This is a genomic window from Roseateles sp. GW821-FHT03B02 (assembly GCF_059421025.1).
In genome coordinates, this window is record NZ_JBWKUV010000001.1 from 1 (window position 1) to 24,838 (window position 24,838).

Genomic DNA, 24,838 nt, shown 5'->3' on the forward strand with positions numbered 1-24,838 from the left:
GCATCTAGAGGGTCGACCGTCGCGGCCTCCGTGATGGACCGGGTCGCCGGGTGACCTGCATCAGCTTTTTGGGAAGCTAGCGTTCTACCATTGAACTACACCCGCATGCGGCGCAGAGTTTACGTGATCATGCGCAACGGGCCGACGTGTAGGACAAGGCCGCGACATGCCCGCGCCTGCGCTCGACAGGCCCCGGCCAGCCCTAGCATGCCGCCCCATCGCACAACCGCCTCGTCTCAGGAGACCACCAATGAAGACCGCCGCACGACGCACCCTCACCTCCATCCTCATCGCATCCCTCGTCTTCAGCGGCATGGCGCAGGCCGCGCCGACGGCGCTGATCAGCACCGAACAAGCCGCCGCCGCGATGCAGCCGGCGCCCCGCACCGAGGCCCACGCGCGCCTGAACGCCGCGCTGGACCGCGCCGACCTGGCCGCCATGCTGCAGGCCCGCGGCGTGTCGGCCGATGAACTGCGCGCCCGCGTGGATGCGCTGACCGATGCGGAGGCCCAGCAGCTCGTCCAGCAGATCGACCAGGCACCCGCCGGCGCGAGCGACGTCGTCGGCGTGCTGTTCACCATCTTCATCATCCTGCTCGTGACCGACATCCTCGGCCTGACCAAGGTCTTCCCCTTCACGCGCTCAGTGCGTTGATCGCGCGGCTCGCCGGGGCGGCCGCCGCCCTGCTGCTCGGCGGCTGTGCCAGCCTCTTCACGCCGCCGCAGACAGCCGCGCTGCTGGCCGGCCCGCCGCCGGATCTGCCTGCACGCGCCGAGCGTCAGGAGGTGCCCTTCTTCCCGCAGACGCGCGACCACTGCGGCCCGGCCGCGCTGGCCACGGTGCTGGCCGATGTCGGCCTGCCCGCCGACCCCGATCGCCTCGCCGACGCCGTATTCCTGCCCTCGCGCGCCGGCAGCCTGCAGCTGGAGATGATCGGCGGCGCGCGCCGCCAGGGCGCCGTCGCGACCCGGCTGCCACGCGAGCTGGCGGCCCTGCTGCGCGAAGTCGCGGCCGGCCACGCGGTCGTCGTGCTGCAGAACCTCGGCCTGGACTGGCTGCCGCGCTGGCATTACGCCGTCGTCGTCGGCTATGACCTGGGCTCCCGCGAGCTCATCCTGCGCAGCGGCACGACGCGGCGCGAGGCCCTGCCCCTGCGCACCTTCGAGTACACCTGGGCGCGCGCTGGCCGCTGGGCCATCGCCGTGCTGCCGCCGGATCGGCTGCCCGCCACCGCCGGCGAAGCCGAGGCGCTGGAAGCCGCGCTCGGCTTCGAGCGCGCCGCGCCACCGGCCCGCGTGGCGCTGGCCTGGCGCACGCTGCTGGCCCGCTGGCCCGACAACCCGCTGGCCGGCATCGGCCTCGGCAACGCGCTGAATGCGGCGGGCGATGCAACCGGGGCGAGCGCCGCCTTCGAGGCCGCGGCCGCCCGCCACGACAGCGCCGTGGCCTGGATCAACCTGGCCCGACTGCGCCTGGACGCGGGCGACCGCACTGCCGCCCGCGCCGCCGCCTCCAACGCCGTGCGGCGCGCCGAAGCGGCCGAGCCGGCCTGGCGCGATGCGGCCCGCGCCACACTGGCCGCGACGGACCCCGTTCGCTAGGGCCCCGCGGCTATAAAGTCGCGCGCATGACGTCCCCCGCCATCTCCCAGCGTCCGCCCTCCACCCTGGCCGTCGCCTGGCGGCAACTTCTGCGGGACTGGCGCGCCGGCGAGTTGCGCCTGCTGATGCTGGCCGTGGCTCTGGCCGTCGCGGCACTGTGCGCGGTGGCCTTCCTGTCGGACCGGCTCGACCAGGGCCTGCGCCGCGACGCCGCCAAGCTGCTCGGCGGCGACGCCGTCGTCGCCAGCGACCAGCCGACGCCGCAGGCGCTCGTGGACCTCGCCTCCGAACTGCGGCTCGCCACGGTGCGCAGCGCCACCTTCCCCAGCATGGCGCGCGCGACCGAGGCCCAGGGTGGCGAGAGCCGCCTCGTCGCCGTCAAGGCGGTCGGCGCCGGCTACCCGCTGCGCGGCGACATCGCGCTGCGCGAGGCCCTGCCCGGCCGCGCTGGCGCGCCCGCGGCCGGCGAGGTCTGGGTCGACCCGGCCGTGGCCGACGGCCTGGGCCTCAAGCTCGGCGACACGCTGCTGCTCGGCGACAGCCAGCTCCGGCTGGCCGCGCTGATCGGGACCGAGCCCGACCGCGGCGCCGGCTTCATGAATTTCGCGCCGCGCGTCATGCTGGCCGAAGGGGACCTCGCGGCCACCCGTCTCGTGCAGCCGGCCAGCCGCATCACCTACCGCCTGGCCCTGGTGCCCGGCGCGGGCGCGGCGCCGGACGCGGTGAAGCGCTTTGCCGCGGCGGCGGAGCAGCTCGTCGAGAAGAACAAGCTGCGCGGCGTGCGCCTGGAGTCGCTGGAGTCGGGCCGCCCGGAGATGCGCCAGACGCTGGACCGCGCGGCGCGCTTCCTGCGCCTCGTCGCGATGCTGTCGGCCCTGCTCGCAGCGGTGGCCGTGGCGCTGGCGGCGCGCGACTTCGCGGCCCGCCATCTGGACGCCTGCGCGATGCTGCGCGTGCTCGGGCAGCCGCAGCGGCGCATCGCCTGGGCCTACGGGCTGGAGTTCCTGCTGGCCGGCCTGGCCGCCAGCCTGGCCGGCGTGCTGATCGGGCTGGCGCTGCATCAGGTGTTCGTGTCGCTGCTGGCGGGCCTCATCGACGTGACGCTGCCGCCACCCAGCATCTGGCCGGCGCTGCTGGGCCTGGGCCTGGGCCTGTCGCTGCTGCTGGGCTTCGGCCTGCCGCCGGTGCTGCAGCTCGCAGCCGTGCCGCCGCTGCGCGTGATGCGCCGCGATCTCGGTGCGCCCAAGGCCGGCTCGCTGCTGGTGCTGGGCGCCGGCGTGGCGGGCCTCGCGGCCATCCTCGTCGTGCTGGCCGGCGACCTGATGCTGGGCAGCATCGCGGCGGCGGGCTTTGCCGGTGCCGTGCTGCTGTTCGCGGGGCTGGCCTGGGTGGCGGTGAAGCTGCTGCGCCGGGTTGTGCCGAGCAACGTCAGCGGCGCCGGCGTGCCGCGCTGGCTGCTGCTGGCCACGCGCCAGGTGGCGGCGCGGCCGGGCTTCGCCGTCATGCAGGTGTCTTCGCTGGCCGTGGGCCTGCTGGCCCTGGCCCTGCTGGTGCTGCTGCGCACCGACCTCATCGACAGCTGGCGCCGCGCCACCCCGGCCGCGGCGCCGGACCGCTTCGTCATCAACATCCAGCCCGACCAGGGCGAAGCCTTCCGCCACACGCTTGACACCACCGGCGTGAAGGGCTACGACTGGTACCCCATGATCCGTGGGCGGCTGACGGCGATCAACGGCGAGGCGGTGCAGGGCCGCAAGTTCAGCGAGGACCGCGCCCAGCGCCTGGCCGAGCGCGAGTTCAACCTGAGCCACACGGCTGGGCAGCCGGCCCACAACCAGATCGTGGCAGGGAGCTGGGGGGCGGCCAAGCCGGGCGAGCTGGGCATGAGCGTCGAGGAAGGCCTGGCGCAGACGCTGGGCCTGAAGCTCGGCGACGAACTGGCCTTCGACATCGCCGGCCAGCCGGTGCAGGGCCGCATCACCAGCCTGCGCAAGGTGGACTGGTCGTCGATGCGGGTCAATTTCTTCGTGCTGTTCGAGGCGGCCAGCCTGCCCGACCTGCCGGCCACGCAGATCGCCGCCTACCGCACGCCCGCCACGCCGGCCGGTGCGAAGCTGGACCGCGAGCTGGCGCGGCAGTTCCCCAACCTGACGGTCGTCGACGTGTCGGCCCAGCTCAACCAAGTGCAGGGCGTGCTGGACCAGGTCATCCAGGCCGTGCAGTTCCTGTTCGGCTTCACGCTGGCGACCGGCCTGGTCGTGCTGCTGGCCGCCGTGGGCAGCACGCGCGAGGCGCGCACGCGCGAGTTCGGCCTGATGCGCGCGCTGGGCGCGCCGTCCTCGCTGCTGGCCCAGGTGCAGCGCGCCGAGCTGCTGGGCGTGGGTGCGCTGGCCGGCCTGCTGGCCGGCGGCGTGGCCCTGCTGCTGGCGGCGCTGCTGGCGCGCTTCGTCTTCCAGTTCGCCTGGCAGCTCAAGCCCTGGGTGCCGCTGGCCAGCGCCGTGCTGGGCGCCCTGCTGGCCTGGAGCGCCGGCTGGTGGAGCCTGCGCGGCGTGCTGCAGCGCCCGGTGGTGCAGACTCTGCGCGAGGCCCAGGCCGAATGAGCGCCGCGCCGGGCCGCCCCAGGCAAGCTCGCTCCCGCTCGGCAGGAGTGAGCCCGTGATGCCGGCCCGCGCGCTGACGGTGCGCGGCGCGGGCCGCTATCTGGCGCTGTCGGCGGGCATCACCCTCGTCTACTACCTGCTCGGGCGCCTGGGCTTGCTGATGGTGCTGCCGCCCTACCAGGTGGCGCCCATCTACCCGGCGGCCGGCTGGGGGCTGGCGGTGCTGCTGGTGCTGGGCCTGCGCTATCTGCCGGCCGTGGCCCTGGGCTCCTTCGTCGTGCAGGCCACGATGATGGCCGACATGAGCGACAGCGTGCTGCTGCTGTCCGCAGGCATCGGCTGCGGCGCCGCGGCTCAGGCGGCGGTCGGCACGCTGCTGATGCGGCGCTGGTGCGGCCGGCCGCTGGTGCTGGCGTCGCCACGCGAGATCGCCGCATACCTGGCCGCCGTGGCCCTGGCCGGCCTCATCAGCCCGAGCTGCGCCACGCTGATGCTGAAGGCGGCCGACGTCATCGCCACGACGCAGATGGGCCTGGTCTGGACGGTCTGGGCCACCGGCGACCTGATGGGCGTGCTGATCGCCACGCCCATCACGCTTGCGCTGATCGGCCACCCCCGCTCGGCCTGGGCGACGCGGCGCCTCAGCGTCGGCCTGCCCATGCTGCTGACGACCCTGCTCGTCGGCCTGGGCGTGGCGGCCACGGTCGAATGGGACCGCCAGCGCAACCGCGCCGACTTCACGCGCGAGGCGACGAGCGCGGCCCAGACCTTCGCCGGCCGGCTGCGCGAGCCGCTGCTGGCGCTGGAGGGCGTGCACGGCATGGTGAAGATCAAGCCGCGGCCAACGCGGGCGGAGTTCGCCCGCGCCACTAGCGGCTTCCTGACCGAAGACAGCCCGCTGATCGCGCTGGGCCTGGCGCTGCGCGTCGCGCGCACCGATGTCGAACGCTTCAACGCGGCGGCGGCGGCCGACGCCTTCCCCGGCACCTACCAGGCCCGCGACCGGCTGCGCGCCGGAGACCTGCGTCCGCCAGCCGACGAGGACATGCTGGCCATCCGCCTTATCGAGCCGCTGTCGCGCAACGCCCCGGCCCTGGGCATCAACGTGCGCGCCGTCCCCGGCGCGCGCGCGGCCGTCGAAAGGGCTGCGAGCCTGGGGCGGCCGGTGGCCTCTGCAGGCCTGCAGCTGTCGCAGGACAGGGAGGCGGCGGTCGGCGTGGTCATCTACCAGCCGCTCTACCGCGAGCAGGCCCAGCCCGGCGAGGCAGCGCTGGACGGCGTCGTCTTTGCGACGCTGAGGCCCGACATGCTGCTGTCGAGGCTTGCCTCAGGCTGGCCCGACTACCTCGGCGCCTGCCTAGTCGACCTCGAGCCAGGCGCCGCCTATCCCCGCCTCGGCGGGCGGCTGGGCTGCGAGGCCGTGCAGCGCGGCGCCGACGCGAACCTGCCGCTGGTCAAGATGCCGCTGGAGTTCGGCGGCCGGCACTGGGAGGTGCGCATCTACGACCTGCCGGGCATGCTGCCGGCGCCGGGCCGCAGTTGGGCCTTCGCGCTGGTGGGCCTGCTGGCCACGGCCATGGTGGGAGCGTTGCTGCTGCTGATGTCGGGCCGCACCCAGCATGTCGAGGCGCTGGTGAAGGAGCGCACGGCGGCGCTAGAGCGTGAGATCGCCAACCGCGCCCAGGGCGAGCGGGCGCTGAGCCAGAGCGAACAGCGCTTTCGCAGCATCTTCGAGACGGCGCCCATCGGCATAGCCTTCACCGACCTGAACGGCGGCTTCCAGGAGGTCAACGCGCATTTCTGCAACCTGGTGGGCTATTCGGCCGAGGCCCTCGCGGGCAGGCGCTCCATCGACGTGACCCATGCCGATGACCGCCGCGAGGACATCCGCCTGGCGCGGCGGCTGATGCGGGGCGAGATCCCCTTCTACCGGCGCGTGAAGCGCTACGTGCGACCGGACGACAGCATCGTGCACGCCCGCGTGCTGGTCAGCCTGCTGCGGGGTGCCGACGGCCGGCCGCACCGGCTCGTGGGCGTCGTCGAGGACATCACCGACCAGCTGCGCATCGAGGAGCTGGGCCGCGCCCGCGAGGCCGCCGAGGCTGCCAACCAGGCCAAGAACGAGTTCCTGTCGCGCATGAGCCATGAGCTGCGCACGCCGATGAACGCCATCCTCGGCTTCACCCAGCTGATGCAGATGGACGCCGCCGAGCCCCTGCCACCCGGTCAGCGCACCCGCGCCCAGCAGATCGCCCAGGCGGGCTGGCATCTGCTGGAGATGATCAACGACACGCTAGACCTGTCGCGCATCGAGGCTGGCTCGCTGCGACTGGAGCTGTCGGCGCAGGAGCTGCCGCCGCTGCTGGCCCGCGCGCTGGCCCTGGTGCAGGGCCAGGCGACGGAGCGCGGCCTGGCGATCAGCCAGCGCATCGACCCGGGCGCCGCCCATCTCGTCGGCGACGCCACACGGGTCACGCAGATCCTGACCAACCTGCTCAGCAACGCGATCAAGTACAACCGCCCCGGCGGCAGCGTCAGCATCGAGGCCAGCCGCCCGGAACCGGGCTGGGTCGAGATCGCCGTGCGCGACACCGGCCTGGGCCTGACGGCCGAGCAGCACGCCGCTCTCTTTCAGCCCTTCAACCGCCTGGGCCGCGAGCGTAGCGGCCTGCCGGGCACCGGCATCGGCCTGGTCATCAGCCAGCGCCTGGCCGAGATGATGGGCGGCAGCCTGCGAGCCGAGCTCGTCGGGCCGGCGCAAGGCCCCGGTGCCTGCTTCGTGCTGAGGCTGGCCGCCGCCACCGCGACGGCCTCGCTGCCGCCGGAGGCGGGCCCCGACGAGCCCACCGGCCCGCAGGCCGGACCGCGGCGGCGCCTGCTCTACGTGGAGGACAACCCGCTGAATGCCGAGGTCATGCGCGGCATCCTGGAACAGCGCCCGGGGATAGAGCTGGACGTGGCGCCGACGGTAGAGGCGGGCCTGCGCGCGCTGCGCGCCCGCCCGCCGGCCCTGCTGCTGCTCGACTGGCAACTGCCCGACGGCGACGGCCTGGCAGTGCTGCGCCAGCTGCGCGACCTCGGCAACCCGCCTCCGGTCATCGTCGTGTCGGCCAACGCCCAGCCCGAGCAGATCGCCGCCGCCCGCGCGGCCGGCGCCCGGCACTACCTGACCAAGCCGCTGGACGTGCGCGAACTGCTGGCGCTCGTCGACGAATTGTTGGCGGCGGGCCCCGACGCGGAGCGGGCAGAATGAGCCCCAGCCTCTCAACAGACAGCAGCGCCCGATGAGTTCCACCGACCTCGTTCCCAGCACCGGTGCCCAGGCCGTGCAGACCCTGGCACGAAACGATGGCCGCCAGTTCCTGACCTTCCGCATCGGCGAGGAGGAATACGGCCTGGACATCCTGCGCGTGCAGGAGATCCGCTCCTACGAGGCGCCCACCCGGGTGGCCAACGCGCCGCACTTCGTCAAGGGCGTCGTCAACCTGCGTGGCGTCATCGTGCCCATCCTGGACCTGCGGCTGCGCCTGGGCCAGACCGGCGAGTACAACGCCTTCACCGTCGTCATCGTGCTGAACGTGGCCGGCCGGGTGGTCGGCATCGTCGTGGATTCGGTGTCCGACGTGCTGGAACTGGGCGTCGACGAGATCAAGCCCCGCCCGGAGGTGCCGGCCGCCCTGGACGCCCGCTTTATCACCGGCCTGGGCAAGCTCGGCGAACGCATGCTGATCCTGCTGGACATCGAGGCGATGATCAAGAGCCCCGATTTCGGGCTGGTCGACTGAGCCTGACCCGTCGCCGGACGGGGTGCAAGTTAGCGCCCGCCCACTGTTTCACGCTGGGAAACATTGCATTCCAGCCAGCGCACCATCGCCCTTAGCACTCACGGAGCCAGAGTGCTAATATTCTTCTTGCCGCGGCATCCCAAGCTGCGGTTTAGCAAGGATTCAAGACGATGTCCGCTTCTTCTGCCATTGCCGTCCGCGACCCCTGGGCCCTCGTGCCCTCGCTGGGCAATCTGGACGCCTACATCTCCGCCGTCAACCGCCTGCCGCTGCTGACGGCCGAGGAGGAGTCCTCCGCCGCCCGCACGCTGCGCGACAAGGGCGACCTCGAAGCCGCCGGCCGCCTGGTGCTGTCGCACCTGCGCTTGGTGGTGTCCATCTCGCGCCAGTACGTCGGCTACGGCTTGCCCCAGGGCGACCTGATCCAGGAAGGCAACGTCGGCCTGATGAAGGCCGTCAAGCGCTTCGACCCCGACCAGGGCGTGCGCCTGGTGAGCTACGCCATGCACTGGATCAAGGCCGAGATCCACGAGTACATTCTGAAGAACTGGCGCATGGTCAAGGTCGCCACGACCAAGGCCCAGCGCAAGCTGTTCTTCAACCTGCGCTCGATGAAGCACCAGCTGAAGGCCGACCAGGCCGACGGCCAGACGCACCGCAACACACTCAGCGAAGCCGAGGTGGCCCACGTCGCCAGCACGCTGAACGTGAAACGCGAGGAAGTGCTGGAGATGGAGACCCGCATGTCGGGCGGCGACGTGGCCCTGGAGCCGCAGACCGACGATGAGGGCGAGAGCTTCGCGCCCATCGCCTACCTGGCCGACGAGAGCCATGAGCCCACGCGTGTCATCGAAGCCCGCTCGCGTGACGCGTTGGCCGGCGACGGCATCCAGCGCGCGCTCGAAGTGCTGGACCCGCGCAGCCGCCGCATCGTCGAGGAGCGCTGGCTGAAGGTGAACGACGACGCCTCCGGCGGCATGACGCTGCACGAGCTGGCGGCCGAGTACGGCGTGTCGGCCGAGCGCATCCGCCAGATCGAGGTGGCGGCGATGAAGAAGATGAAGAAGGCGCTGACCGAAGCAGCCTGAGCGTCCTCATCGCGCCGAGCAAAAGGCCCCTCGCGGGGCCTTCTTTCATTTCTTGCCGGCTTCAGCCAGCAGCAGCTTGATGTCGTCCGCCAGCGGCTGCGCACCGGACCCGTAACGCGCGTAAACGCGCACGCGGCCCTCGGTGTCGAAGATGAAGCTGGCGGCGGTGTGGTCCATCGTGTAGGTCTCGGGCGTCTTGCCCGGCACCTTGGCGAAGAAGACCTTGAACTCCTTGGCCGCAGCCTGGGTCTGTTCGGCACTGCCACGCAGGGCCACGAAGCTGGGGTCGAAGCTGGCCATGTAGGCCTTGAGCAGCTGTCCGGTGTCGCGCTCGGGGTCGATGGTGACGAAGAGGCCCTGCACCTTGTCGCCATCGGCGCCCAGGCTGCGCTTGACCTCGGCCACCTCGGCCATGGTCGTCGGGCAGACGTCGGGGCACTGGGTGTAGCCGAAGAAGACCACCAGCACCTTGCCCTTGAAGTCGGCCAGCGAACGGGCGCGGCCGTCCTGGTCGGTGAGGTTGAGCTGGCGGGCGTACTCGGCGCCGGTCAGGTCGATGCCCTTGAAGGCGGGCTTGTCCGGGCTGGCCTTCTGGCAGCCGACAAGGGCGAGCGCGACCAGCGCGGCGAGGGCGAAGCGACGGTTGCTCATGCGATGTAGTGGTCGATCAGGAGGGCTGCGAAGAGCAGCGACAGATGCCAGATGGAGAACCAGAAGGTCCGCCGCGCCAGCATCTCCGAATAGCCGCGCCACAGCCGCAAGGCATAGCCGCAGAAGCCCAGGCCCAGCGCGACGGCGCTGACCAGGTAGAACCAGCCGCTCATGCCCGTCAGGAAGGGCAGCAGCGTGGCGGCCAGCAGCACCCAGGTGTAGAGCAGGATCTGCAGCCGCGTGTAGTCGTTGCCGTGGGTGACGGGCAGCATGGGCAGGCCGGCGCGGGCGTAGTCCTCGGCGCGGTACAGCGCCAGGGCCCAGAAGTGCGGCGGCGTCCACAGGAAGATGATGAGGCAGAGCAGCCAGGCTTCGAAGCCCAGTTCGCCCCGCATCGCGGCCCAGCCCAGCACCGGGGGCATGGCGCCCGAGGCACCGCCAATGACGATGTTCTGCGGCGTCATGGGCTTGAGGATGACCGTGTAGATGACGGCATAGCCGACAAAGGTGGCGAAGGTCAGCCACATCGTCAGCAGGTTGACGTAGACGCCCAGCAGCGCCATTCCGACGCCGCACAGCAGGGCCGAGAAGGCCAGCGTCTGCGGGCGGCTGAGCTCACCCTTCGCGGTGGCGCGCCAGGCGGTGCGCTTCATGCGGGCGTCGATACCGTCCTCGATGAGGCAGTTGAAGGCCGCGGCCGCGCCGGCCACCAGCCAGATGCCGGCAACGGCCGCGAGCATGGTCAGGGCCTGCTGCAGATCGGGCAGGCCGGGCACGGCCAGGGCCATGCCGATGGCGGCGCAGAAGACGATGAGCTGGACGACGCGCGGCTTGGTCAGCTGGTAGAACTGCTGCCAGCGCGGGCTGTGCACGAAGGCACTGGCGGTGGACGTGGAGGCCATGATCAGGAAGGGTTGCGCCGCAGGCGCGCAAGCAGGGTGGTGAGCAGGCCCAGCATCACGGCGGCACCCGCCGTGTGGGCCAGGGCGGCAACGATGGGCCAGTCGAGCACGACATTGGACAGGCCGGAGGCGAACTGCCAGCCCGCCACCGCCACCAGCGCGCGTGCGGCTTGGGGGGCGGGCCCGCGCAGGCGCCATGCCAGCGCGAGCAGGGCCGCGAAAACGACGGCCGCGCCGAGGCGGTGGGCCGTGTGGATGGCGGCCAGCGCCTCGAAGCCGAGGTAGCCGCCGCCGGCCCGCTGGCCGAGTTCGCGCCAGAGCTGGAAGCCCTGGGCGAAATCCAGGTGAGGCCACCACTGGCCGCCGTGGCAGGTGGGGAATTCGTCGCAGGCCAGCACGGCGTAATTGGTGCTGACCCAGCCGCCCAGCGCCACTTGCAGCAGGGCCAGCAGCAGCACGGCTGCCGCGGCCCACCGCAGCGACGACGGCGCCGGGATGGGCCGGGGCCGGTAGGCCTCGTGCTGCCAGGCCAGCAGCATCAGCAGGCCGATGCCGAACAGCAGGTGCAGCGTGACGATGGCGGGGAACAGCTTCATCGTCACCGTCAGCGCGCCGAAGGCGCCCTGCACGCAGACCCACGCGAGGGTGAGCGTCGGCAGCCAGGGCGATGGCGCGGCCTCGCCCTGTTCCCGGGCCAGGCGCCGCAACCGCCAGCTCAGCACGGCCATGACGAGGATGAGCAGTCCCACGCCGCTGGCGAGGTAGCGGTGGACCATCTCGATCCAGGCCTTGCCATGCGTGACCGGCCCGGTGGGCATCGCTGTCTGCGCGGCCTCGATTTGGGCCTGCGCGCCGACGGGGCTGGCCGCGCTGTAGCAGCCCGGCCAGTCGGGGCAGCCGAGGCCCGAATCGGTCAGTCGCGTGAAGGCGCCGAAGACAATGAGGTCGAAGGTCAGGAACAGCGTCAGCAGCGTCAGCGCACGCAACCGCCCGGCCGGGGTGCTGGCACGCGAGCGCTGGCGCCACCACAGCAGCGGGCCGAGGGCGACCGCGCCGCCGATGGCGGCGACCTGGCTGAGGGGGAGGAGCAACTCGTTCAAGTTCAACTCAGCGGCCTGGCTTGTCCCAGCCGGCGCTGGCCTTCAGCAGCTTGTCGAGGTCGGCCTTGAGCTTCTTGGGCTCGGGGTCGCCCGGCGCGCGCAGCATCCAGCGGCCCATCGGGTCGACGACGTAGAAATGGTCGCCCAGCGCCTTGCCCGGCGCCGGCTTGAGCCAGGCGAGCAACCGGTCCTGCGGCACCCGCAGCACGGTGGCCTCGACGCCCTTCTGCTGGACGGCCGCCAGCACGGCGTCGCCCGGTGTGCCGTCATCGGGAATGAGCCAGAGCTTGTCGACACGGCCGCGCTCCTTGCCCAGCATCTCGCGCAGCTGGCGCTGCACGTAGAGCTGGCGCTCGCAGGCCGGGCCGCAGGCGGACGGCTGGACGACAGCCAGCAGCCACTGGCCGCGCAGCGAGTCGGCCGGCACGGCGCGGCCCTGCAGATCGGTCAGCGGCAGATCGGCCGGCAGTTCGACGGTGGGCGCGATCAGCTCGCCGTAGGCCGAGCCTGCGGGCTTGACGACGTAGAAGGTGAAGTAGGACGCGACGACGGGCGCCGCGCACAGCGCCAGCACCAGCAGCATCTTCCAGCGACCGGCGCGCTGCTGCGCAGCCGCACGCGGATCGGGCAGGCTGTGCACCGCGAAGCTCAGCGGTTCAGGGCTGCTGGCGGCGGAGCCGGGGGCGGAGGAGTTGGAACCAGACATAGAGGCAGAGGATCAGCGCGCAGAGCGCGAACCATTGGAAGGCGTAGCCGTAGTGTTTGTGCAGGCCCAGATCCGGCGCGGGCCAGTGACGCAGCAGACCGTCAGCCTCGGCGCCGGCCGTCTGCACGACGGTCAGGGGCAGCAGTCGCAGCCCGGACTCGGCGGCCAGGACCGCGGGATCGAGATTTTGCCGGATCGGGCCGGCCTCCCCCTCGCCGAGCTCATAAGCCCGCGACGGCGAAGCGGCGAGGCGGCCGATGACCTCGACTTCGCCGGCCGGCGTGGCCACGGCCGGCAGCTGGCTGCGGTTGGCAGGATCGCGCGGCGCCCAGCCGCGTTGCACGAGGACGGCCTCGGCACGGCCCGCCAGCCGCAGCGGCGTGACCACGTAGAAGCCGGCACGGCCGTCCATGGGGCGGTTGTCCAGCCAGACGGTGCGGTCGGCCACCCAGTTGCCGCGCAGCGCGACGCGGCGGTGCAGTTGCCGCTCACTGCCCAGTTCGCCGCTGGCAAGTGGCGGCAGGGCGGCCTCGGCGTCGATGGCGGCCTGCAGATCGATCTTCTGCTGGGCACGGTCGAGCTGCCAGAGGCCCAGGCGCGCGGTCAGCATGGCGCCCAGCAGCACGGCGGCCAGCAGCAGCCAGCGCCGGGCCGTCATGCCCGCTCCCCCGGTCGATAATCCTTCGCCATGAAATTCGTGATCCTGATCGCCTTCATCGGCATCCTCGGCGCGCTGGCGGCAGCCGGGGTCTTCATGCTGCGCAAGGGCCGCGGCGACGCCAAGCGCAGCCCCAACATGGCCCGCGCGCTGGCGCTGCGCGTGGCCCTGTCGGTGGCGTTGTTCCTAGTCATCCTGCTGAGCTGGAAGATGGGCTGGATACAGCCGACGGGGCTGCCGCTGCGGTCCACGAACTGATCAAAAAAAAGCGCCGCGACTGCGGCGCTTGTGTCTTGCGGGGTTGCCCGCTTACAGCCAGTAGACGACGACGTACAGGCCCAGCCAGACGACGTCGACGAAGTGCCAGTACCAGGCCGCGCCTTCGAAGCCGAAGTGGCGGTCGGCCGTGAAGTGGCCCTTCATCAGGCGGATGGTGATGAACAGCAGCATCAACGCGCCCACGCAGACGTGGAAGCCGTGGAAGCCGGTCAGCATGAAGAAGGTGGAGCCGTAGATGCCGGAGTTGAGCTTGAGGTTCAGCTCGGCGTAGGCATGGTGGTACTCGTAGGCCTGGAAGCCCAGGAAGGTGGCACCCAGCAGCACGGTGATCCACATCCAGGCGATGGTCTTGGCGCGATTGCCGGCGATCAGCGCGTGGTGGGCGATGGTCAGCGTGACGCCCGAGGTCAGCAGCAGGGCCGTGTTGATCGTCGGGATGGGCCAGGGTCCCATCGTGCTGAAGGCCTCGACGGTGCCGCCCGGCGCGGCGGTGAAGCCAGGCGCGGTGCTGGGCCAGATGGCCTTGAAGTCGGGCCACAGCAGGCCGTTCTCCAGGCTGCCCAGCGAGGGCACCGAGAACACGCGGGCCCAGTACAGCGCGCCGAAGAAGGCGGCGAAGAACATCACCTCCGAGAAGATGAACCAGCCCATGCTCCAGCGGAAGGAGACGTCGATGCGGTCGCTGTAGAGGCCGCCCTCGCTCTCGCCGATGGCATCGCGGAACCACTGCTGCAGCACGAAGGCCCACAGGGCCAGGCCGCCGAACAGCGAGTACATGCCCCAGCCGTGGCCGTTGACCCATTGGCCGGCGCCCAGGATGACGAAGAACAGGCCGGTGGCGGCCATCACCGGATGCCGCGAGGGCGCGGGGACGAAGTAGTACGGGGTTTTGCCCGGGGTTGTCGCTGCCGACATGTCGTTCTCCTAGTTCTCGCTCGTTCTGAACTTTGTTGCGGCGGGGCCGTCAGGCCGCTGCCACACCGCTGCCGATGACCCAACGGACCAGCAGCACCAGCATCAATACAAACAGGGCGGCACCAAGCACGCCCGCAATCACCACATGCACCGGGTTGAGCTTGGCCATGTCGTTCTCATGGTCACGCCCCCGGCGCACGCCGAAAAAACTCCAGGCCACGGCCGAGATCGTCTGGACAAGGGAGGCCTTGCGTCCCACCGCTTCCTTCAGATCCTTGCCGGCCTCGCTCACAGCGCGGCTCCCGCACCCTTGGGTGCTTCGCCGAGCTTGACCCCGCCCTTGCCCGCCACCTCGAAGAAGGTGTAGGAGAGAGTGATGGTCTTCACGTCCTTGGGCAGCTTGGGGTCGATGACGAACACGACCGGCCACTGCTTGCTCTCGCCCGGCTTCAGCGTGTACTCGTTGAAGCAGAAGCATTCCAGCTTGTTGAAATGCGCGCTGGCCTGCATGGGCGCATAGCTCGGGATGGCCTGCGCGGCCATGGTGCGGTCCTGCTTGTTGCGGAACTCGTACATGACCTGGCTCAGCTCGCCCGGATGCACCGTCATGTGGCGCACCGCCGGTTTGAAATCCCAGGGGCCGCGCGCGTTGGTGTCGAACTCGACCGTGATCTCGCGGCTGTAATCGACCTGGCCGTTGCCGTTGGCGATGCCCTTGGTCGCCAGCAGCGTCTGCCGCTCCGACAGCGACAGCACGTTGATGCCCAGCGCCTCGCAGATCGCCTTGTAGAGCGGCACCAGCGCGTAGCCAAAACCGAACATCAGCGCGACGACCACCGCCAGCTTCACGAAGAGCTGGCGGTTGTCCCGATGAAGCGCGGCAAGCAGGCGCATCTCAGTGGGCGAACAGCGTCATCTTGGCGATGAAGCCGAAGCCGAAGGCCAGGGCAATCGACAGCAGGATCAGACCCAGCCGACGATTGGCCTTGCGCTGCTCGGGCGTCATGACCTGATCCTCAACCGACGATCTTGGTAGCCGAAGCATTCAGCTTGGGCGGCTCTTCGAAGGTGTGGAAGGGCGCCGGCGACGGCACTTCCCACTCCAGGCCTTCGGCGGCTTCCCAGGGCTTCTGCGAAGCCTTCTCACCCTTGCCGCGCATCATCGGGACGACGACGAACAGGAAGAAGTAGACCTGCATCAGGCCAAAGCCGAAGGCGCCCACCGAGGCGATCTGGTTGAAGTCGGTGAACTGCATGGGGTAGTCGGCGTAGCGACGGGGCATGCCGGCCAGACCCAGGAAGTGCATCGGGAAGAAGGTGACGTTGAAGAAGATCAGCGAACCCCAGAAGTGGATCTTGCCGCGGGTCTCGGAATACATCACGCCGGTCCACTTCGGGCCCCAGTAGTAGACGCCGGCGAACAGCGCGTACAGGGAGCCGGCCACCAGCACGTAGTGGAAGTGGGCCACGACGTAGTAGGTGTCCTGGATCTGGATGTCGATGGGGGCCATCGCGCAGATCAGGCCGGTGAAGCCGCCCATCGTGAACACGAAGATGAAGCCCACGGCCCACAGCATCGGGGTCTCGAAGGTCATCGAGCCGCGCCACATCGTCGCCAGCCAGTTGAAGATCTTCACGCCCGTGGGCACCGCGATCAGCATGGTCGCGTACATGAAGAACAGCTGGCCCGTCACCGGCATGCCGGTGGCGAACATGTGGTGTGCCCAAACGATGAAGGACAGGATGGCGATGGAGGCCGTCGCATACACCATGGAGGCGTAGCCGAACAGGCGCTTGCGGGCGAAGGCCGGCACGATCTGGCTGATGATGCCGAAGGCCGGCAAGATCATGATGTAGACCTCGGGGTGGCCGAAGAACCAGAAGATGTGCTGGTACATGACCGGGTCGCCGCCGCCCGCCGGGTTGAAGAAGGCGGTGCCGAAGTGGCGGTCGGTCAGCGTCATCGTGATGGCGCCGGCCAGCACGGGCATGACGGCGATCAGCAGATAGGCCGTGATCAGCCAGGTCCAGGCGAACATCGGCATCTTCATCAGCGTCATGCCGGGGGCGCGCATGTTGAGGATGGTCACGATGATGTTGATCGAACCCATGATGGACGAGGCGCCCAGGATGTGCATCGCGAAGATGCCGGCGTCCATGGACGGGCCCATCTGCAGCGTCAGCGGCGCGTAGAGCGTCCAGCCCGCAGCAGGCGCGCCGCCGGGCATGAAGAAGCTCGACACCAGCATGATGGCCGCAGGGATCATCAGCCAGAAGCTGAAGTTGTTCATGCGCGCGAAGGCCATGTCGCCCGCGCCGATCTGCAGCGGGATCATCCAGTTCGCGAAGCCGACGAAGGCCGGCATGATGGCGCCGAACACCATGATCAGACCGTGCATGGTCGTGAACTGGTTGAACAGCTCCGGGTTGAAGAACTGCAGGCCGGGCTTGAACAGTTCGGCGCGGATGCACAGCGCCAGGATGCCGCCGATCATCAGCATCGTGAACGCGAACAGCAGGTACAGCGTTCCGATGTCCTTGTGGTTGGTCGCGAAGACCCAGCGGCGCCAGCCGTGCGGGGCATGGTGGTCGTGATGGTCGTCGTGGGCGTGGCCGTCATGGCCGCCGTGAACGCCGTGGGGCGGGAGCACTGCACTCATGTGATTTCCTCTGATTCGGCGTTCGGACTTACTTGCGGGCGGCGACCACTTCGGCCGGCTGCACCGTCTGGCCCGTCTTGTTGGACCAGCTGTTCTTCGTGTACGTGATCACGGCGGCGATTTCGGTGTCGCTGAGCTGTTTCCAGGCCGGCATGCCCTTGTCCATGCGGCCGTTCAGCACGACCTGGACCTGCTGCAGCTTGTCCTCGGCCAGCACGACGGGCGACTTGTCCAGCGCCTTGATCGGGCCGGCGCCACTGCCGTCGGGCTTGTGGCAGACCGCACAGTTGGCGGCGTAGACCTTCTCGCCACGGGCGACCAGCGCCGCCTGCTCCCAGACCTTGCTCGGATCGTCGGCCTTGGCGGCCATTTCCTTCTTCTTGCCATCCACCCACTTGGTGTAGTCCTCGGCGGACACCACCTTCACGTGGATGGGCATGTAGGCGTGTTCCTTGCCACACAGCTCGGCGCACTGGCCGTAGTAGTCGCCGACCTTCTCGGCCTTGAACCAAGTGTCGCGCACGAAGCCGGGGATGGCGTCCTGCTTGACGCCGAAGGCCGGCACCATCCAGGCGTGGATGACGTCGTTGGCCGTCGTGATGATGCGGACCTTCTTGTCCACCGGCACCACCAGCGGGTTGTCCACCTTCAGCAGGTAGTTGTCGACCGGCTCGGGGTGGCCGCTGTTGGAGGCCTCACGCTGCTCGGTGTCGAGCGTGGCCAGGAAGCCGATGCCCTCGCCCTCGCCCTTCAGGTAGTCGTAGCCCCACTTCCACTGGTAGCCGGTGGCCTTGATGGTCACGTCGGCGTTGGTGGTGTCCTTCATCGCGACGACCACCTTGGTGGCCGGCAGCGCCATGCCGATGACGATCAGGAAGGGCACCACCGTCCAGGCGATCTCGACGGCCACGCTTTCATGGAAGTTGGCCGACACCGCGCCCTTGGACTTGCGGTGCTTGAAGATGGAATAGAACATCACGCCGAACACCGCCACGAAGATGACGAGGCAGACGATCAGCATGAAGTTGTGCAACCACATCTGGTCACGGGCGATGTTGGTCACCGGCTCGTGCAGATTGATCTGATTGACGCCCGGGCCGCCCTTGAGGTCGTTCACCGCCAGGGCCGGGCCCGCTGCCAGGGCCATCGCCGCCGCGGCCCAGCGGCCCCAAGCGCGTGAGGCGCTCTGCACTCGTGCGTTCATCATCGTCATGGTTGTCACTTCGTTCTTAGAGGTGCGGGGCTTGCAATCCGGCTCTATAGCCTGATTTGCGACGCAAGTTCCGTGAGGAGAACCGGATTTGTGGCCGGTCCTTGATGCGGCGCAAGAGTTTAGCCCAGGCGTATCGCGGCCCAGGGCCAGGCCAGCCCCGGGGAATCACCCACATTTCAGGTCGATTCGCGCCCCTTGCGCAGCGAAGCGCGCATGGCGTCGACCGAAACATGCGTCTCCGCTGCGACAGTCAGCCGCGGCGCGGCCTTGAAGGCGTGGCCAAACACCAGCTCCAGCGTCAGCGCCAGCCGGCCTTCGTGATCCCGCAAGGTTTCTAGTTCGGCCAGCAACCGCTGCCGCCATGAGCGCGCGCGCAGGCCGGCAAACCGCGTCGGCGCCAGATTGCCGCCCAGCGCGCGCAGGTCGGCCAACAGGCTCTCGGGGCTGGCCCAGGTCAGGCGCAGCCGCTCCTGGTCCATGACGGGGTCGGCAAAGCCGGCCTTCAGCAGCAGGTCGCCGATGTCGTGCATGTCCCACCAGTCCGGTGCCGGCCGGCCCCAGCCGTTGCGGGCGTAGAGCGGGCGTAGTTCGACGAAGCTGTCCGGCCCCAGGCAGGAGAACATGACGAAGCCGCCGACCGCGATGCTCGACTGCCAGCTGCCCAGCAGCGTGGGCAGATCGGCAGCGGCGTGCAGGGCCATGTTGGACCAGAGCAGGTCCACTTCGGGCCGGGCGGGCAGGGCCTCGACCTGGCCCGTGGACGCGCCGCGCAGCCTGCCCCACCAGTTCCGTGACCGCGCTCGGGCGGCACGCGCGGCCAGTTCGGCATCGGCTTCATGCCACAGCATCTCGGCATTGGGATAGGCCTGCCGAAGCAGCACGGCGCTCGCTCCCAGGGCGGGCGAGGCATCCAGCACGCGGGCCGGCTGCAGCTTGATGTAGCCCAGGCGCTCGGCCATGCGCCCCGCCACCTCGGCATGCAGCCAGGGCAGCTGTTCGGCCCGGGCCAGGCGCCGGGCTTGGTGGCGCAGCGCGGCCGCATCGATATCCTGGGGCCGCGGCCCCTTGTTTGAAGTAGGGGTCGAGACCGGCTCACTCATGGGCTGGTCAGTATATTGAGGCGATGCCCGAACGCTCCCTGTCGGCGACGAAGCCCGCATTGATCGAGAAGGTGCTGCTGCGCTGCGCCGGCCAGTGCGCCGTCTGCCGCGCCTGGAGCCACCAGTCCATCTGCCCCGACTGCCTGGCTCTCTACGCCCGCCCCCAGCCACGCTGCTGGACCTGCGCGGCGCGGTTGCCGCTGGAACTTGCCGGCAGACCCCGGCCGCAATGCGGACGCTGCCTGCGCGATCCGCCCCCGCTGGACCGCACCGTCGCCGCGCTGGACTACCGCTTCCCCTGGGACGGCCTGCTGCAGCACTTCAAGTACCACCAGGCCCTGGCGCTGCGCGAGTGCCTGCTGGAGCGGCTGAACACGGCGCTCAGCGCCGCCGAGATCGATGCACCGGACTGGCTGCTGCCGGTGCCCGTGTCGGCCGAGCGCCTGCGCGAGCGCGGCTACAACCAGTCGCACGAACTGGCCAAGGCCCTGGCCCGGCGGCGCGGCCTGCGCTGCGACCCCGACCTGCTGCTGCGCGTTCACCACAACTCCGCCCAAGCCGGGCTGAAGCTGGAGGAACGCGCCGCCAATGTGCGCGGCGTCTTCGCCGTCGAACCGCTGCGCGCGGCACGGCTGCGCGGCAAGTCCGTCGCCTTGCTGGACGACGTGATGACCAGCGGCGCCACGCTCTACGAGCTGGCCGGCGTGCTGCTGCAGGCCGGTGTCATGAGCGTGCAGGCCTGGGTCGTCGCGCGCACGCCCGAGCCCGGCGATGAATGAGCCCCTCGCCCAGGCTGCCCTGCTGAACGCGGGCAGTCCGATCGGTCCCCCAAGGGGACGGCGATGCTCGCTGCATTGAGCCGCGAGCACATCGCCAGCGCGGGCCGGCTCGAGGCGGCCCGGCGCTCGGCCCGAATGCGGCACCGCGTTCGCGGCCGGCGGGATACTTCCGCCCATGTTCCACATCGTCCTCGTCCAGCCGGAGATCCCGCCCAACACCGGCAACGTCATCCGGCTCGCCGCCAATACCGGCTGCAGCCTGCACCTGATCGAACCGCTGGGTTTCTCGATGGAGGACCGGCTGCTGCAGCGCGCCGGCCTGGACTATCACGAGTACGCCCGCGTGCAGCGCCATGCCGACTGGCCCGCCTTCCTCGCCGCCGAGGCGCCGGATCCGGCCCGCATGTTCGCCTTCACCACGCGGGGCAGCCGACCCTTTGGCGAGGTGTCCTGGCGACCGGGCGACTGCCTCGTCTTCGGCAGCGAGACGGCCGGCCTGGCGCCCGCGCTACGCGACAGCTTCCCTGGCGAACAGCGCGTGCGCCTGCCCATGCGCGAAGGCCAGCGCAGCCTCAACCTCAGCAACAGCGTCGCCGTGGCCGTGTTCGAGGCCTGGCGGCAGAACGGCTACACCGGGGGCGGCTGACTACTCGGCGCGCGCGTCGCGGCCCATCAGCCGCTCGACGGACTCATGCGCCCGCAGCCGGCCCTCCAGCAGGGCCACCATGGCCTCGGTGATGGGCATCTCGACGCCCACCTCGCGCGCACGCGCCAGCACCGTCGGCGCGCTGTAGACGCCCTCGGCCACATGGCCCAGCCGGGCCAGGATGTCCGGCAGCGCCAGCCCCTGCGCCAGCATCAGGCCGACGCGGCGGTTGCGCGACAGATCGCCGGTCGCCGTCAGCACCAGATCGCCCAGGCCCGACAGTCCCATGAAGGTCTCGGCCCTGGCGCCCAGCGCGAGGCCCAGGCGCAGCATCTCGGCCAGGCCGCGGGTGATCAGCGCGGCACGCGCGTTCAGGCCTGGCGCGTCGGGGGCGGAGCCTGAAAGCCCGTCGCAGACGCCCACCGCGATGGCCATCACGTTCTTGACCGCGCCACCCACCTCGACGCCGACCGGGTCGCTCGACGTGTAGACCCGCAGCCGCTCGCCATGGAAGGCATCGACCGCGGCCTGGGCCAGCCCGGCATCCTCGCTGGCCGCCACCAGAGCCGTGGGCCGGCCGGCGGCCACCTCCTGCGCGAAGCTGGGGCCGGACAGCACGCCGACGCGCATGGCCGGCTGCAGCTCGCGCGCGATCTCGTGGCCCAGCCGGCCGGTGCCCGCTTCGAAGCCCTTGCACAGCCACAGCACGCGCTGGCTCGACGGCAAGGCCGCCAGCGCCTGGCGCAGGCCCGACATGGGTGTGCCGATGATGGTCAGGCCGGCGGCGGCATGAGCCACCGCCTCGCCCAGGTCTGCGCCCAGGCCGAGCGCGGCTGGCAGTTCGCTGTCAGGTAGGTAGGCCGCATTGCGACGAGTCGCCCGCATCTGCCCGATGGCCACCGCGTCGCGCCCCCACAGGCGCACGTCATGGCCTGCCTGGGCTGCCTGGATGGCCAGGGCCGTGCCCCAGGCCCCGGCGCCGAGCACGCTGATCTTCATCGTCGTCATGCGCGGAAGTGTCCCCCAAGTAAAACGCCCCGCACGGGGCGGGGCGTCGTCGGCGAGGGCGCCGGAATCAGTTGACGGCCTGGCCGCCCTGAGCGGCGCGCTGAGCCTGCTGGGCCTCGAACATGGCCTGGAAGTTCACTTCGGTCAGCAGCACGGGCGGGAAACCGGCGCGGGTGCAGACGTCCGACACGATGGCGCGCAGATAGGGGTAGACCATCTGCGGGCAGACGATGCCCAGGATGCCTTCGACCTGGTCCTGCGGCACGTTGCGGATCTCGAAGATGCCGGCCTGCTTGGCCTCGACCAGGAACAGCGTCTTGTCGCCGACCTTGGTGTTGACGGTGGCCGTCACGCAGACCTCGAAGATGCCGTCGGTGACGTTCTCGGCCGACAGCGTCAGGTTGATGTCGACCTGGGGCTGCTGCTGCTCCAGCAGGATGTGCGGCGCGTTGGGCTGTTCCAGCGACAGATCCTTCAGGTACATGCGCTGGATCTGGAACACGGGGGTGCCTTCTGCGGCGGCTTGGATCTCGTCGGCCATGGGACTCTTTCTAGCGGAGCGTCAAACAAAAGCCCGCAGGCGGCGCGCTGCGGGCGGTAGACAGATTATGGGCGAGGGCCTGTGACAGGCCGCCCGGGGCTTGCCCGGGCTTGAAATCACGCCGTCTGGAGCAAGGGCAGCAGGCCGCCCTTCTGGTCGAGGGCGATGAGGTCGTCGCACCCCCCGACATGCGTGTCGCCGATGAAGATCTGCGGCACCGTGCGGCGACCGGTCTTTTCCATCATGGCCTGGCGCTCGGCCGGGTTCAGGTCGACGCGGATCTCGTCGATCTGCTCGACGCCGCGCTGCTTCAGCAGCATCTTGGCGCGTACGCAGAACGGGCAGACCAGGGTCGTGTACATCTTCACGGAAGCCATCACCAATCCTTCAAGGGGTCAGGCGCTCTTCTCGACCGGCAGGCTCGCGTCCCGCCAGGCCTTCAAGCCACCCGCCAGCACCTGGGCCTTCTCGTAGCCCAGCTTGCGCAGCATGCCCGCGGCCCGACCGGCGCGTGCGCCGGTCGGGCACACCAACACCAGCGGCAGGGCCTTGTTGCTGGGCAGTTGCTTGTGGCCCTCGATCTGGCCAAAGGGGATGTTGCGCGAGCCCACGGCATGGGCCTGGGCGAATTCCGCGGGCTCGCTGACGTCGATCAGCACGCCCTTCTCGCGGTTGACCAACTGCACCGCCTCGGCGGGGCTGACCGCGGCGCCTTGCGAGCCTGACACCAACAGGGGCCAAAGCAGCAAGCCGCCGGAGACCAGGGCGGCGACAACCAAATACCAGTTCTGGAGCAGGAAGTTCAAGCAAGCATCCCGTGTAATTCAACGAAGCCGGTGATTATCGCCGGGTCCGATAATCCGGCGCCTTCCACCACCTGTGCACTGCCTGCCCATGTACAAGCTCGTCCTCATCCGCCACGGCGAATCGACCTGGAACCTGGAAAACCGCTTCACCGGCTGGACCGACGTGGACCTGACGCCCACCGGCGTCGAGCAGGCCAAGACGGCCGGCCGGCTGCTGAAGGAAGCCGGCTACGACTTCGACATCGCCTACACCTCGGTGCTTAAGCGCGCCGTCTGGACACTGTGGCACTGCCTGGACCAGATGGACCGCACCTGGCTGCCGGTGCGCCACGCCTGGCGACTGAACGAGCGTCACTACGGCGCTCTGCAGGGCCTGAACAAGGCCGACATGGCCAAGCAGTACGGCGACGCGCAGGTGCTGATCTGGCGCCGCAGCTACGACACGCCGCCGCCGGCGCTGGAGCCGACCGACCCGCGCAGCGAGCGCAGCGACCGCCGCTACCGTGGCCTGGACGAGAGCGACGTGCCGCTGACCGAGTGCCTGAAGGACACCGTCGCCCGCGTGCTGCCCTTCTGGAACGAGACCGTGGCCCCGGCCATCAAGGGCGGCGAGCGCGTGCTGATCGCGGCCCATGGCAACAGCATCCGCGCGCTGGTCAAGTACCTGGACAACATCGCCGACGACGCCATCGTGGGCGTCAACATCCCCAACGGCATCCCGCTGGTCTACGAGCTGGACGCCGACCTCAAGCCCATCAAGAGCTACTACCTGGGCGATGCCGAAGCGGCCGCCAAGGCTGCGGCGGCCGTGGCCAATCAGGGCAAGGCCTGATCCACCGCTGACAGCACCTCGTCGACGCTGGACCACTCGCCCGGTCCGCGTCGCATGAGGGTCACCGTCGAGCCCCACGGCGCCCAACGCGCCGCGTCCACCGGCCCCCAGATGCTCAGCAGCCGCGCGCCCACGCCCGCGGCCATGTGGGCCGGGCCGGTGTCGTTGGCGACGACGACGCCGGCCAGCTGCAGCAGCGCGTTGTAGACGCCCAGCGCCACCCCATCGAGGCGGATCGCATCGGGGTAGAGATCCATCGCCCCATGCACCTCGGCCGGCCCCGGCACGATGACGACGGAACGCCCGGCCGCGTGCAGCCGCCGCACGAACTCCGGAAACGCCGGCCAGCTGCGGTCCAGGAACTCCACCCGCCCGTTCGCGAATGGACAGATCAGCACGCAGCGCTCCGGCCCGACGCCATGCGCTGCCAGCAGCGCCCGCGCCTGCTCGCGCTGCGCCTCGCTGACCCGCATGCCGATGTCTTTCGGCGGCTCGGCCTGCACGCCCAGGAAATCGCAGGCCAGCTCCCAGTACTCGACCAGCGTGTGCCGCCCCTCACGCCGCGGCAAGCCGCGCTTGAGCAGCCAGGTGCGCCCATCGCCCGCATGGCCTTCGGCCCTGAGCCCGGCCAGGCGCGCATCCAGCGCCGCCGAGAAGGCATAGGGAAAGAGCAAGGCATTCGAGCGCTTGTCGAAGCCTGGGTCTTCCGCCCGGAACTGCCGCCGTAGCTCGCGCAGTTGCGCGATGCGTGACCTCAGCTCGTTGGGCCGCACATGCACGCGCCAGCCCTCGGCCTCCAGCAGCCCGCGAGCCCAGCCCTTGCCCAACAGTTCCAGCCGGTAGCCGTGGCTTTCCAGCAATCGCAGTGCGGGAATGCTCAACACCGTGTCGCCCACGAAGTTGCGCAGGCGAACGATCAGCGGACGGGCTTCTATCATCAGCATTTCTTTACAAGTGGCGCGGGATT

The 24,838-nt window shown here is 70.0% G+C and carries 27 protein-coding genes; 10 read left to right on the plus strand and 17 right to left on the minus strand.

Features of this window, described 5'->3' with window-relative positions; translation table 11 throughout:
* The first annotated feature begins 250 nt into the window (after window positions 1-250).
* The 6 genes from AC07VX_RS00005 to rpoH all read left to right on the plus strand — a co-directional run bounded on the left by AC07VX_RS00005 (window position 251) and on the right by rpoH (window position 9,075).
* Window positions 251-655, plus strand: a complete 405-nt coding sequence (locus AC07VX_RS00005; RefSeq protein WP_493163820.1) for a PA2779 family protein — start codon at window positions 251-253, stop codon at window positions 653-655.
* Window positions 652-1,602 (plus strand): PA2778 family cysteine peptidase, encoded by a 951-nt coding sequence (locus AC07VX_RS00010; protein WP_493163819.1) that lies wholly within the window; start codon window positions 652-654, stop codon window positions 1,600-1,602. The genes AC07VX_RS00005 and AC07VX_RS00010 overlap by 4 nt, the downstream gene beginning before the upstream one ends.
* Before the next feature lie 26 nt (window positions 1,603-1,628).
* The gene (locus AC07VX_RS00015; RefSeq protein ID WP_493163817.1) at window positions 1,629-4,202 is read left to right on the plus strand and encodes an ABC transporter permease; all 2,574 of its coding nucleotides are present in this window, start codon (window positions 1,629-1,631) and stop codon (window positions 4,200-4,202) included.
* Between the two features lie 58 nt (window positions 4,203-4,260).
* Window positions 4,261-7,455 (plus strand): CHASE domain-containing protein, encoded by a 3,195-nt coding sequence (locus AC07VX_RS00020; RefSeq protein ID WP_493163856.1) that lies wholly within the window; start codon window positions 4,261-4,263, stop codon window positions 7,453-7,455.
* Window positions 7,456-7,486: 31 nt separating this feature from the next.
* Window positions 7,487-7,987, plus strand: coding sequence for a chemotaxis protein CheW (locus AC07VX_RS00025; protein ID WP_493163816.1), 501 nt, complete (start codon window positions 7,487-7,489; stop codon window positions 7,985-7,987).
* 170 nt (window positions 7,988-8,157) lie between these two features.
* A complete protein-coding gene (rpoH, locus tag AC07VX_RS00030; RefSeq protein ID WP_493163815.1) occupies window positions 8,158-9,075 on the plus strand; it encodes an RNA polymerase sigma factor RpoH in 918 nt (305 codons plus the stop codon).
* 45 nt (window positions 9,076-9,120) lie between these two features.
* Here the strand turns inward: rpoH and AC07VX_RS00035 are convergent, their stop codons facing one another.
* Genes AC07VX_RS00035 through AC07VX_RS00055 form a run of 5 tightly spaced genes read right to left on the minus strand, consistent with a single transcriptional unit; the run spans window position 9,121 to window position 13,092 of the window.
* Entirely contained in the window at window positions 9,121-9,726 is a 606-nt protein-coding gene (locus AC07VX_RS00035; RefSeq protein ID WP_493163814.1) for an SCO family protein, read from the minus strand.
* Window positions 9,723-10,628: a heme o synthase gene (gene cyoE / locus AC07VX_RS00040; protein WP_493163813.1), complete on the minus strand. Its 906-nt coding sequence runs from the start codon at window positions 10,626-10,628 to the stop codon at window positions 9,723-9,725. Before cyoE ends, AC07VX_RS00035 begins: the two co-directional genes overlap by 4 nt.
* A gap of 2 nt (window positions 10,629-10,630) precedes the next feature.
* Window positions 10,631-11,728, minus strand: coding sequence for a COX15/CtaA family protein (locus AC07VX_RS00045; RefSeq protein WP_493163812.1), 1,098 nt, complete (start codon window positions 11,726-11,728; stop codon window positions 10,631-10,633).
* Window positions 11,729-11,735: 7 nt separating this feature from the next.
* On the minus strand, window positions 11,736-12,434 hold the full coding sequence (locus AC07VX_RS00050) for an SCO family protein (RefSeq protein WP_493163811.1): 699 nt from the start codon (window positions 12,432-12,434) through the stop codon (window positions 11,736-11,738).
* Window positions 12,385-13,092, minus strand: coding sequence for an SURF1 family protein (locus AC07VX_RS00055; protein WP_493163809.1), 708 nt, complete (start codon window positions 13,090-13,092; stop codon window positions 12,385-12,387). The genes AC07VX_RS00050 and AC07VX_RS00055 overlap by 50 nt, the downstream gene beginning before the upstream one ends.
* 30 nt (window positions 13,093-13,122) lie before the next feature.
* Here AC07VX_RS00055 and AC07VX_RS00060 point away from each other — a divergent pair, with 30 nt between their 5' ends.
* Entirely contained in the window at window positions 13,123-13,350 is a 228-nt protein-coding gene (locus AC07VX_RS00060; RefSeq protein WP_493163807.1) for a DUF2909 domain-containing protein, read from the plus strand.
* A 51-nt stretch (window positions 13,351-13,401) separates the two neighbouring features.
* Here the strand turns inward: AC07VX_RS00060 and AC07VX_RS00065 are convergent, their stop codons facing one another.
* The 7 genes from AC07VX_RS00065 to AC07VX_RS00095 all read right to left on the minus strand — a co-directional run bounded on the left by AC07VX_RS00065 (window position 13,402) and on the right by AC07VX_RS00095 (window position 19,259).
* Window positions 13,402-14,286, minus strand: coding sequence for a cytochrome c oxidase subunit 3 (locus tag AC07VX_RS00065; protein ID WP_493163805.1), 885 nt, complete (start codon window positions 14,284-14,286; stop codon window positions 13,402-13,404).
* A gap of 49 nt (window positions 14,287-14,335) precedes the next feature.
* Window positions 14,336-14,578 (minus strand): DUF2970 domain-containing protein, encoded by a 243-nt coding sequence (locus AC07VX_RS00070; RefSeq protein ID WP_493163803.1) that lies wholly within the window; start codon window positions 14,576-14,578, stop codon window positions 14,336-14,338.
* Window positions 14,575-15,180, minus strand: a complete 606-nt coding sequence (locus AC07VX_RS00075; RefSeq protein ID WP_493163801.1) for a cytochrome c oxidase assembly protein — start codon at window positions 15,178-15,180, stop codon at window positions 14,575-14,577. Before AC07VX_RS00075 ends, AC07VX_RS00070 begins: the two co-directional genes overlap by 4 nt.
* A 1-nt stretch (window position 15,181) precedes the next feature.
* Window positions 15,182-15,292, minus strand: a complete 111-nt coding sequence (locus tag AC07VX_RS00080; RefSeq protein ID WP_493163799.1) for a cytochrome oxidase small assembly protein — start codon at window positions 15,290-15,292, stop codon at window positions 15,182-15,184.
* 10 nt (window positions 15,293-15,302) lie between these two features.
* A complete protein-coding gene (gene ctaD, locus AC07VX_RS00085) occupies window positions 15,303-16,946 on the minus strand; it encodes a cytochrome c oxidase subunit I (protein ID WP_493163797.1) in 1,644 nt (547 codons plus the stop codon).
* Window positions 16,947-16,974: 28 nt separating this feature from the next.
* Window positions 16,975-18,159: a cytochrome c oxidase subunit II gene (gene coxB / locus AC07VX_RS00090; protein WP_493163795.1), complete on the minus strand. Its 1,185-nt coding sequence runs from the start codon at window positions 18,157-18,159 to the stop codon at window positions 16,975-16,977.
* A gap of 176 nt (window positions 18,160-18,335) precedes the next feature.
* On the minus strand, window positions 18,336-19,259 hold the full coding sequence (locus tag AC07VX_RS00095; protein ID WP_493163793.1) for a class I SAM-dependent methyltransferase: 924 nt from the start codon (window positions 19,257-19,259) through the stop codon (window positions 18,336-18,338).
* 23 nt (window positions 19,260-19,282) lie between these two features.
* Between AC07VX_RS00095 and AC07VX_RS00100 the strand changes: the two genes are divergently transcribed.
* Entirely contained in the window at window positions 19,283-20,038 is a 756-nt protein-coding gene (locus AC07VX_RS00100) for a ComF family protein (protein WP_493163792.1), read from the plus strand.
* 175 nt (window positions 20,039-20,213) lie between these two features.
* Window positions 20,214-20,684: a tRNA (cytidine(34)-2'-O)-methyltransferase gene (locus AC07VX_RS00105; protein ID WP_493163790.1), complete on the plus strand. Its 471-nt coding sequence runs from the start codon at window positions 20,214-20,216 to the stop codon at window positions 20,682-20,684.
* Here the strand turns inward: AC07VX_RS00105 and AC07VX_RS00110 are convergent, their stop codons facing one another.
* The 4 genes from AC07VX_RS00110 to AC07VX_RS00125 all read right to left on the minus strand — a co-directional run bounded on the left by AC07VX_RS00110 (window position 20,685) and on the right by AC07VX_RS00125 (window position 23,039).
* A complete protein-coding gene (locus AC07VX_RS00110) occupies window positions 20,685-21,683 on the minus strand; it encodes an NAD(P)H-dependent glycerol-3-phosphate dehydrogenase (RefSeq protein WP_493163855.1) in 999 nt (332 codons plus the stop codon).
* Between the two features lie 76 nt (window positions 21,684-21,759).
* The gene (gene secB, locus AC07VX_RS00115; protein ID WP_477902966.1) at window positions 21,760-22,233 is read right to left on the minus strand and encodes a protein-export chaperone SecB; all 474 of its coding nucleotides are present in this window, start codon (window positions 22,231-22,233) and stop codon (window positions 21,760-21,762) included.
* Window positions 22,234-22,349: 116 nt separating this feature from the next.
* Window positions 22,350-22,610, minus strand: a complete 261-nt coding sequence (grxC, locus tag AC07VX_RS00120; RefSeq protein WP_493163787.1) for a glutaredoxin 3 — start codon at window positions 22,608-22,610, stop codon at window positions 22,350-22,352.
* A gap of 18 nt (window positions 22,611-22,628) precedes the next feature.
* Window positions 22,629-23,039 carry a rhodanese-like domain-containing protein gene (locus tag AC07VX_RS00125; protein ID WP_493163786.1) on the minus strand — a complete coding sequence of 137 codons (411 nt, stop codon included), beginning with the start codon at window positions 23,037-23,039 and terminating at the stop codon, window positions 22,629-22,631.
* A gap of 88 nt (window positions 23,040-23,127) precedes the next feature.
* Between AC07VX_RS00125 and gpmA the strand changes: the two genes are divergently transcribed.
* Window positions 23,128-23,871 carry a 2,3-diphosphoglycerate-dependent phosphoglycerate mutase gene (gpmA, locus tag AC07VX_RS00130; RefSeq protein WP_493163785.1) on the plus strand — a complete coding sequence of 248 codons (744 nt, stop codon included), beginning with the start codon at window positions 23,128-23,130 and terminating at the stop codon, window positions 23,869-23,871.
* On the opposite strand, the gene AC07VX_RS00135 is transcribed toward gpmA, so the two are convergent.
* Window positions 23,856-24,809: a glycosyltransferase family 9 protein gene (locus AC07VX_RS00135; protein ID WP_493183847.1), complete on the minus strand. Its 954-nt coding sequence runs from the start codon at window positions 24,807-24,809 to the stop codon at window positions 23,856-23,858. The two genes, gpmA and AC07VX_RS00135, sit on opposite strands and share 16 nt — an antisense overlap.
* Between the last annotated feature and the right edge of the window lie 29 nt (window positions 24,810-24,838).

Excerpts from the sequence above, each read along its gene's own strand:
- AC07VX_RS00020 (WP_493163856.1), top strand. The coding sequence starts at position 4,261 with ATGCCGGCCCGCGCGCTGACGGTGCGCGGCGCGGGCCGCTATCTGGCG.
- AC07VX_RS00075 (WP_493163801.1), bottom strand. The coding sequence starts at position 15,180 with ATGCGCCTGCTTGCCGCGCTTCATCGGGACAACCGCCAGCTCTTCGTG.
- AC07VX_RS00105 (WP_493163790.1), top strand. The coding sequence starts at position 20,214 with ATGTTCCACATCGTCCTCGTCCAGCCGGAGATCCCGCCCAACACCGGC.
- AC07VX_RS00005 (WP_493163820.1), top strand. The coding sequence starts at position 251 with ATGAAGACCGCCGCACGACGCACCCTCACCTCCATCCTCATCGCATCC.
- AC07VX_RS00095 (WP_493163793.1), bottom strand. The coding sequence starts at position 19,259 with ATGAGTGAGCCGGTCTCGACCCCTACTTCAAACAAGGGGCCGCGGCCC.
- secB (WP_477902966.1), bottom strand. The coding sequence starts at position 22,233 with ATGGCCGACGAGATCCAAGCCGCCGCAGAAGGCACCCCCGTGTTCCAG.
- AC07VX_RS00015 (WP_493163817.1), top strand. The coding sequence starts at position 1,629 with ATGACGTCCCCCGCCATCTCCCAGCGTCCGCCCTCCACCCTGGCCGTC.
- gpmA (WP_493163785.1), top strand. The coding sequence starts at position 23,128 with ATGTACAAGCTCGTCCTCATCCGCCACGGCGAATCGACCTGGAACCTG.
- AC07VX_RS00100 (WP_493163792.1), top strand. The coding sequence starts at position 19,283 with ATGCCCGAACGCTCCCTGTCGGCGACGAAGCCCGCATTGATCGAGAAG.
- AC07VX_RS00135 (WP_493183847.1), bottom strand. The coding sequence starts at position 24,809 with ATGATAGAAGCCCGTCCGCTGATCGTTCGCCTGCGCAACTTCGTGGGC.
- rpoH (WP_493163815.1), top strand. The coding sequence starts at position 8,158 with ATGTCCGCTTCTTCTGCCATTGCCGTCCGCGACCCCTGGGCCCTCGTG.
- coxB (WP_493163795.1), bottom strand. The coding sequence starts at position 18,159 with ATGACGATGATGAACGCACGAGTGCAGAGCGCCTCACGCGCTTGGGGC.
- cyoE (WP_493163813.1), bottom strand. The coding sequence starts at position 10,628 with ATGGCCTCCACGTCCACCGCCAGTGCCTTCGTGCACAGCCCGCGCTGG.
- AC07VX_RS00055 (WP_493163809.1), bottom strand. The coding sequence starts at position 13,092 with ATGACGGCCCGGCGCTGGCTGCTGCTGGCCGCCGTGCTGCTGGGCGCC.
- AC07VX_RS00035 (WP_493163814.1), bottom strand. The coding sequence starts at position 9,726 with ATGAGCAACCGTCGCTTCGCCCTCGCCGCGCTGGTCGCGCTCGCCCTT.
- AC07VX_RS00050 (WP_493163811.1), bottom strand. The coding sequence starts at position 12,434 with ATGTCTGGTTCCAACTCCTCCGCCCCCGGCTCCGCCGCCAGCAGCCCT.
- AC07VX_RS00065 (WP_493163805.1), bottom strand. The coding sequence starts at position 14,286 with ATGTCGGCAGCGACAACCCCGGGCAAAACCCCGTACTACTTCGTCCCC.
- AC07VX_RS00110 (WP_493163855.1), bottom strand. The coding sequence starts at position 21,683 with ATGAAGATCAGCGTGCTCGGCGCCGGGGCCTGGGGCACGGCCCTGGCC.
- grxC (WP_493163787.1), bottom strand. The coding sequence starts at position 22,610 with ATGGCTTCCGTGAAGATGTACACGACCCTGGTCTGCCCGTTCTGCGTA.
- AC07VX_RS00080 (WP_493163799.1), bottom strand. The coding sequence starts at position 15,292 with ATGACGCCCGAGCAGCGCAAGGCCAATCGTCGGCTGGGTCTGATCCTG.
- AC07VX_RS00025 (WP_493163816.1), top strand. The coding sequence starts at position 7,487 with ATGAGTTCCACCGACCTCGTTCCCAGCACCGGTGCCCAGGCCGTGCAG.
- ctaD (WP_493163797.1), bottom strand. The coding sequence starts at position 16,946 with ATGAGTGCAGTGCTCCCGCCCCACGGCGTTCACGGCGGCCATGACGGC.
- AC07VX_RS00060 (WP_493163807.1), top strand. The coding sequence starts at position 13,123 with ATGAAATTCGTGATCCTGATCGCCTTCATCGGCATCCTCGGCGCGCTG.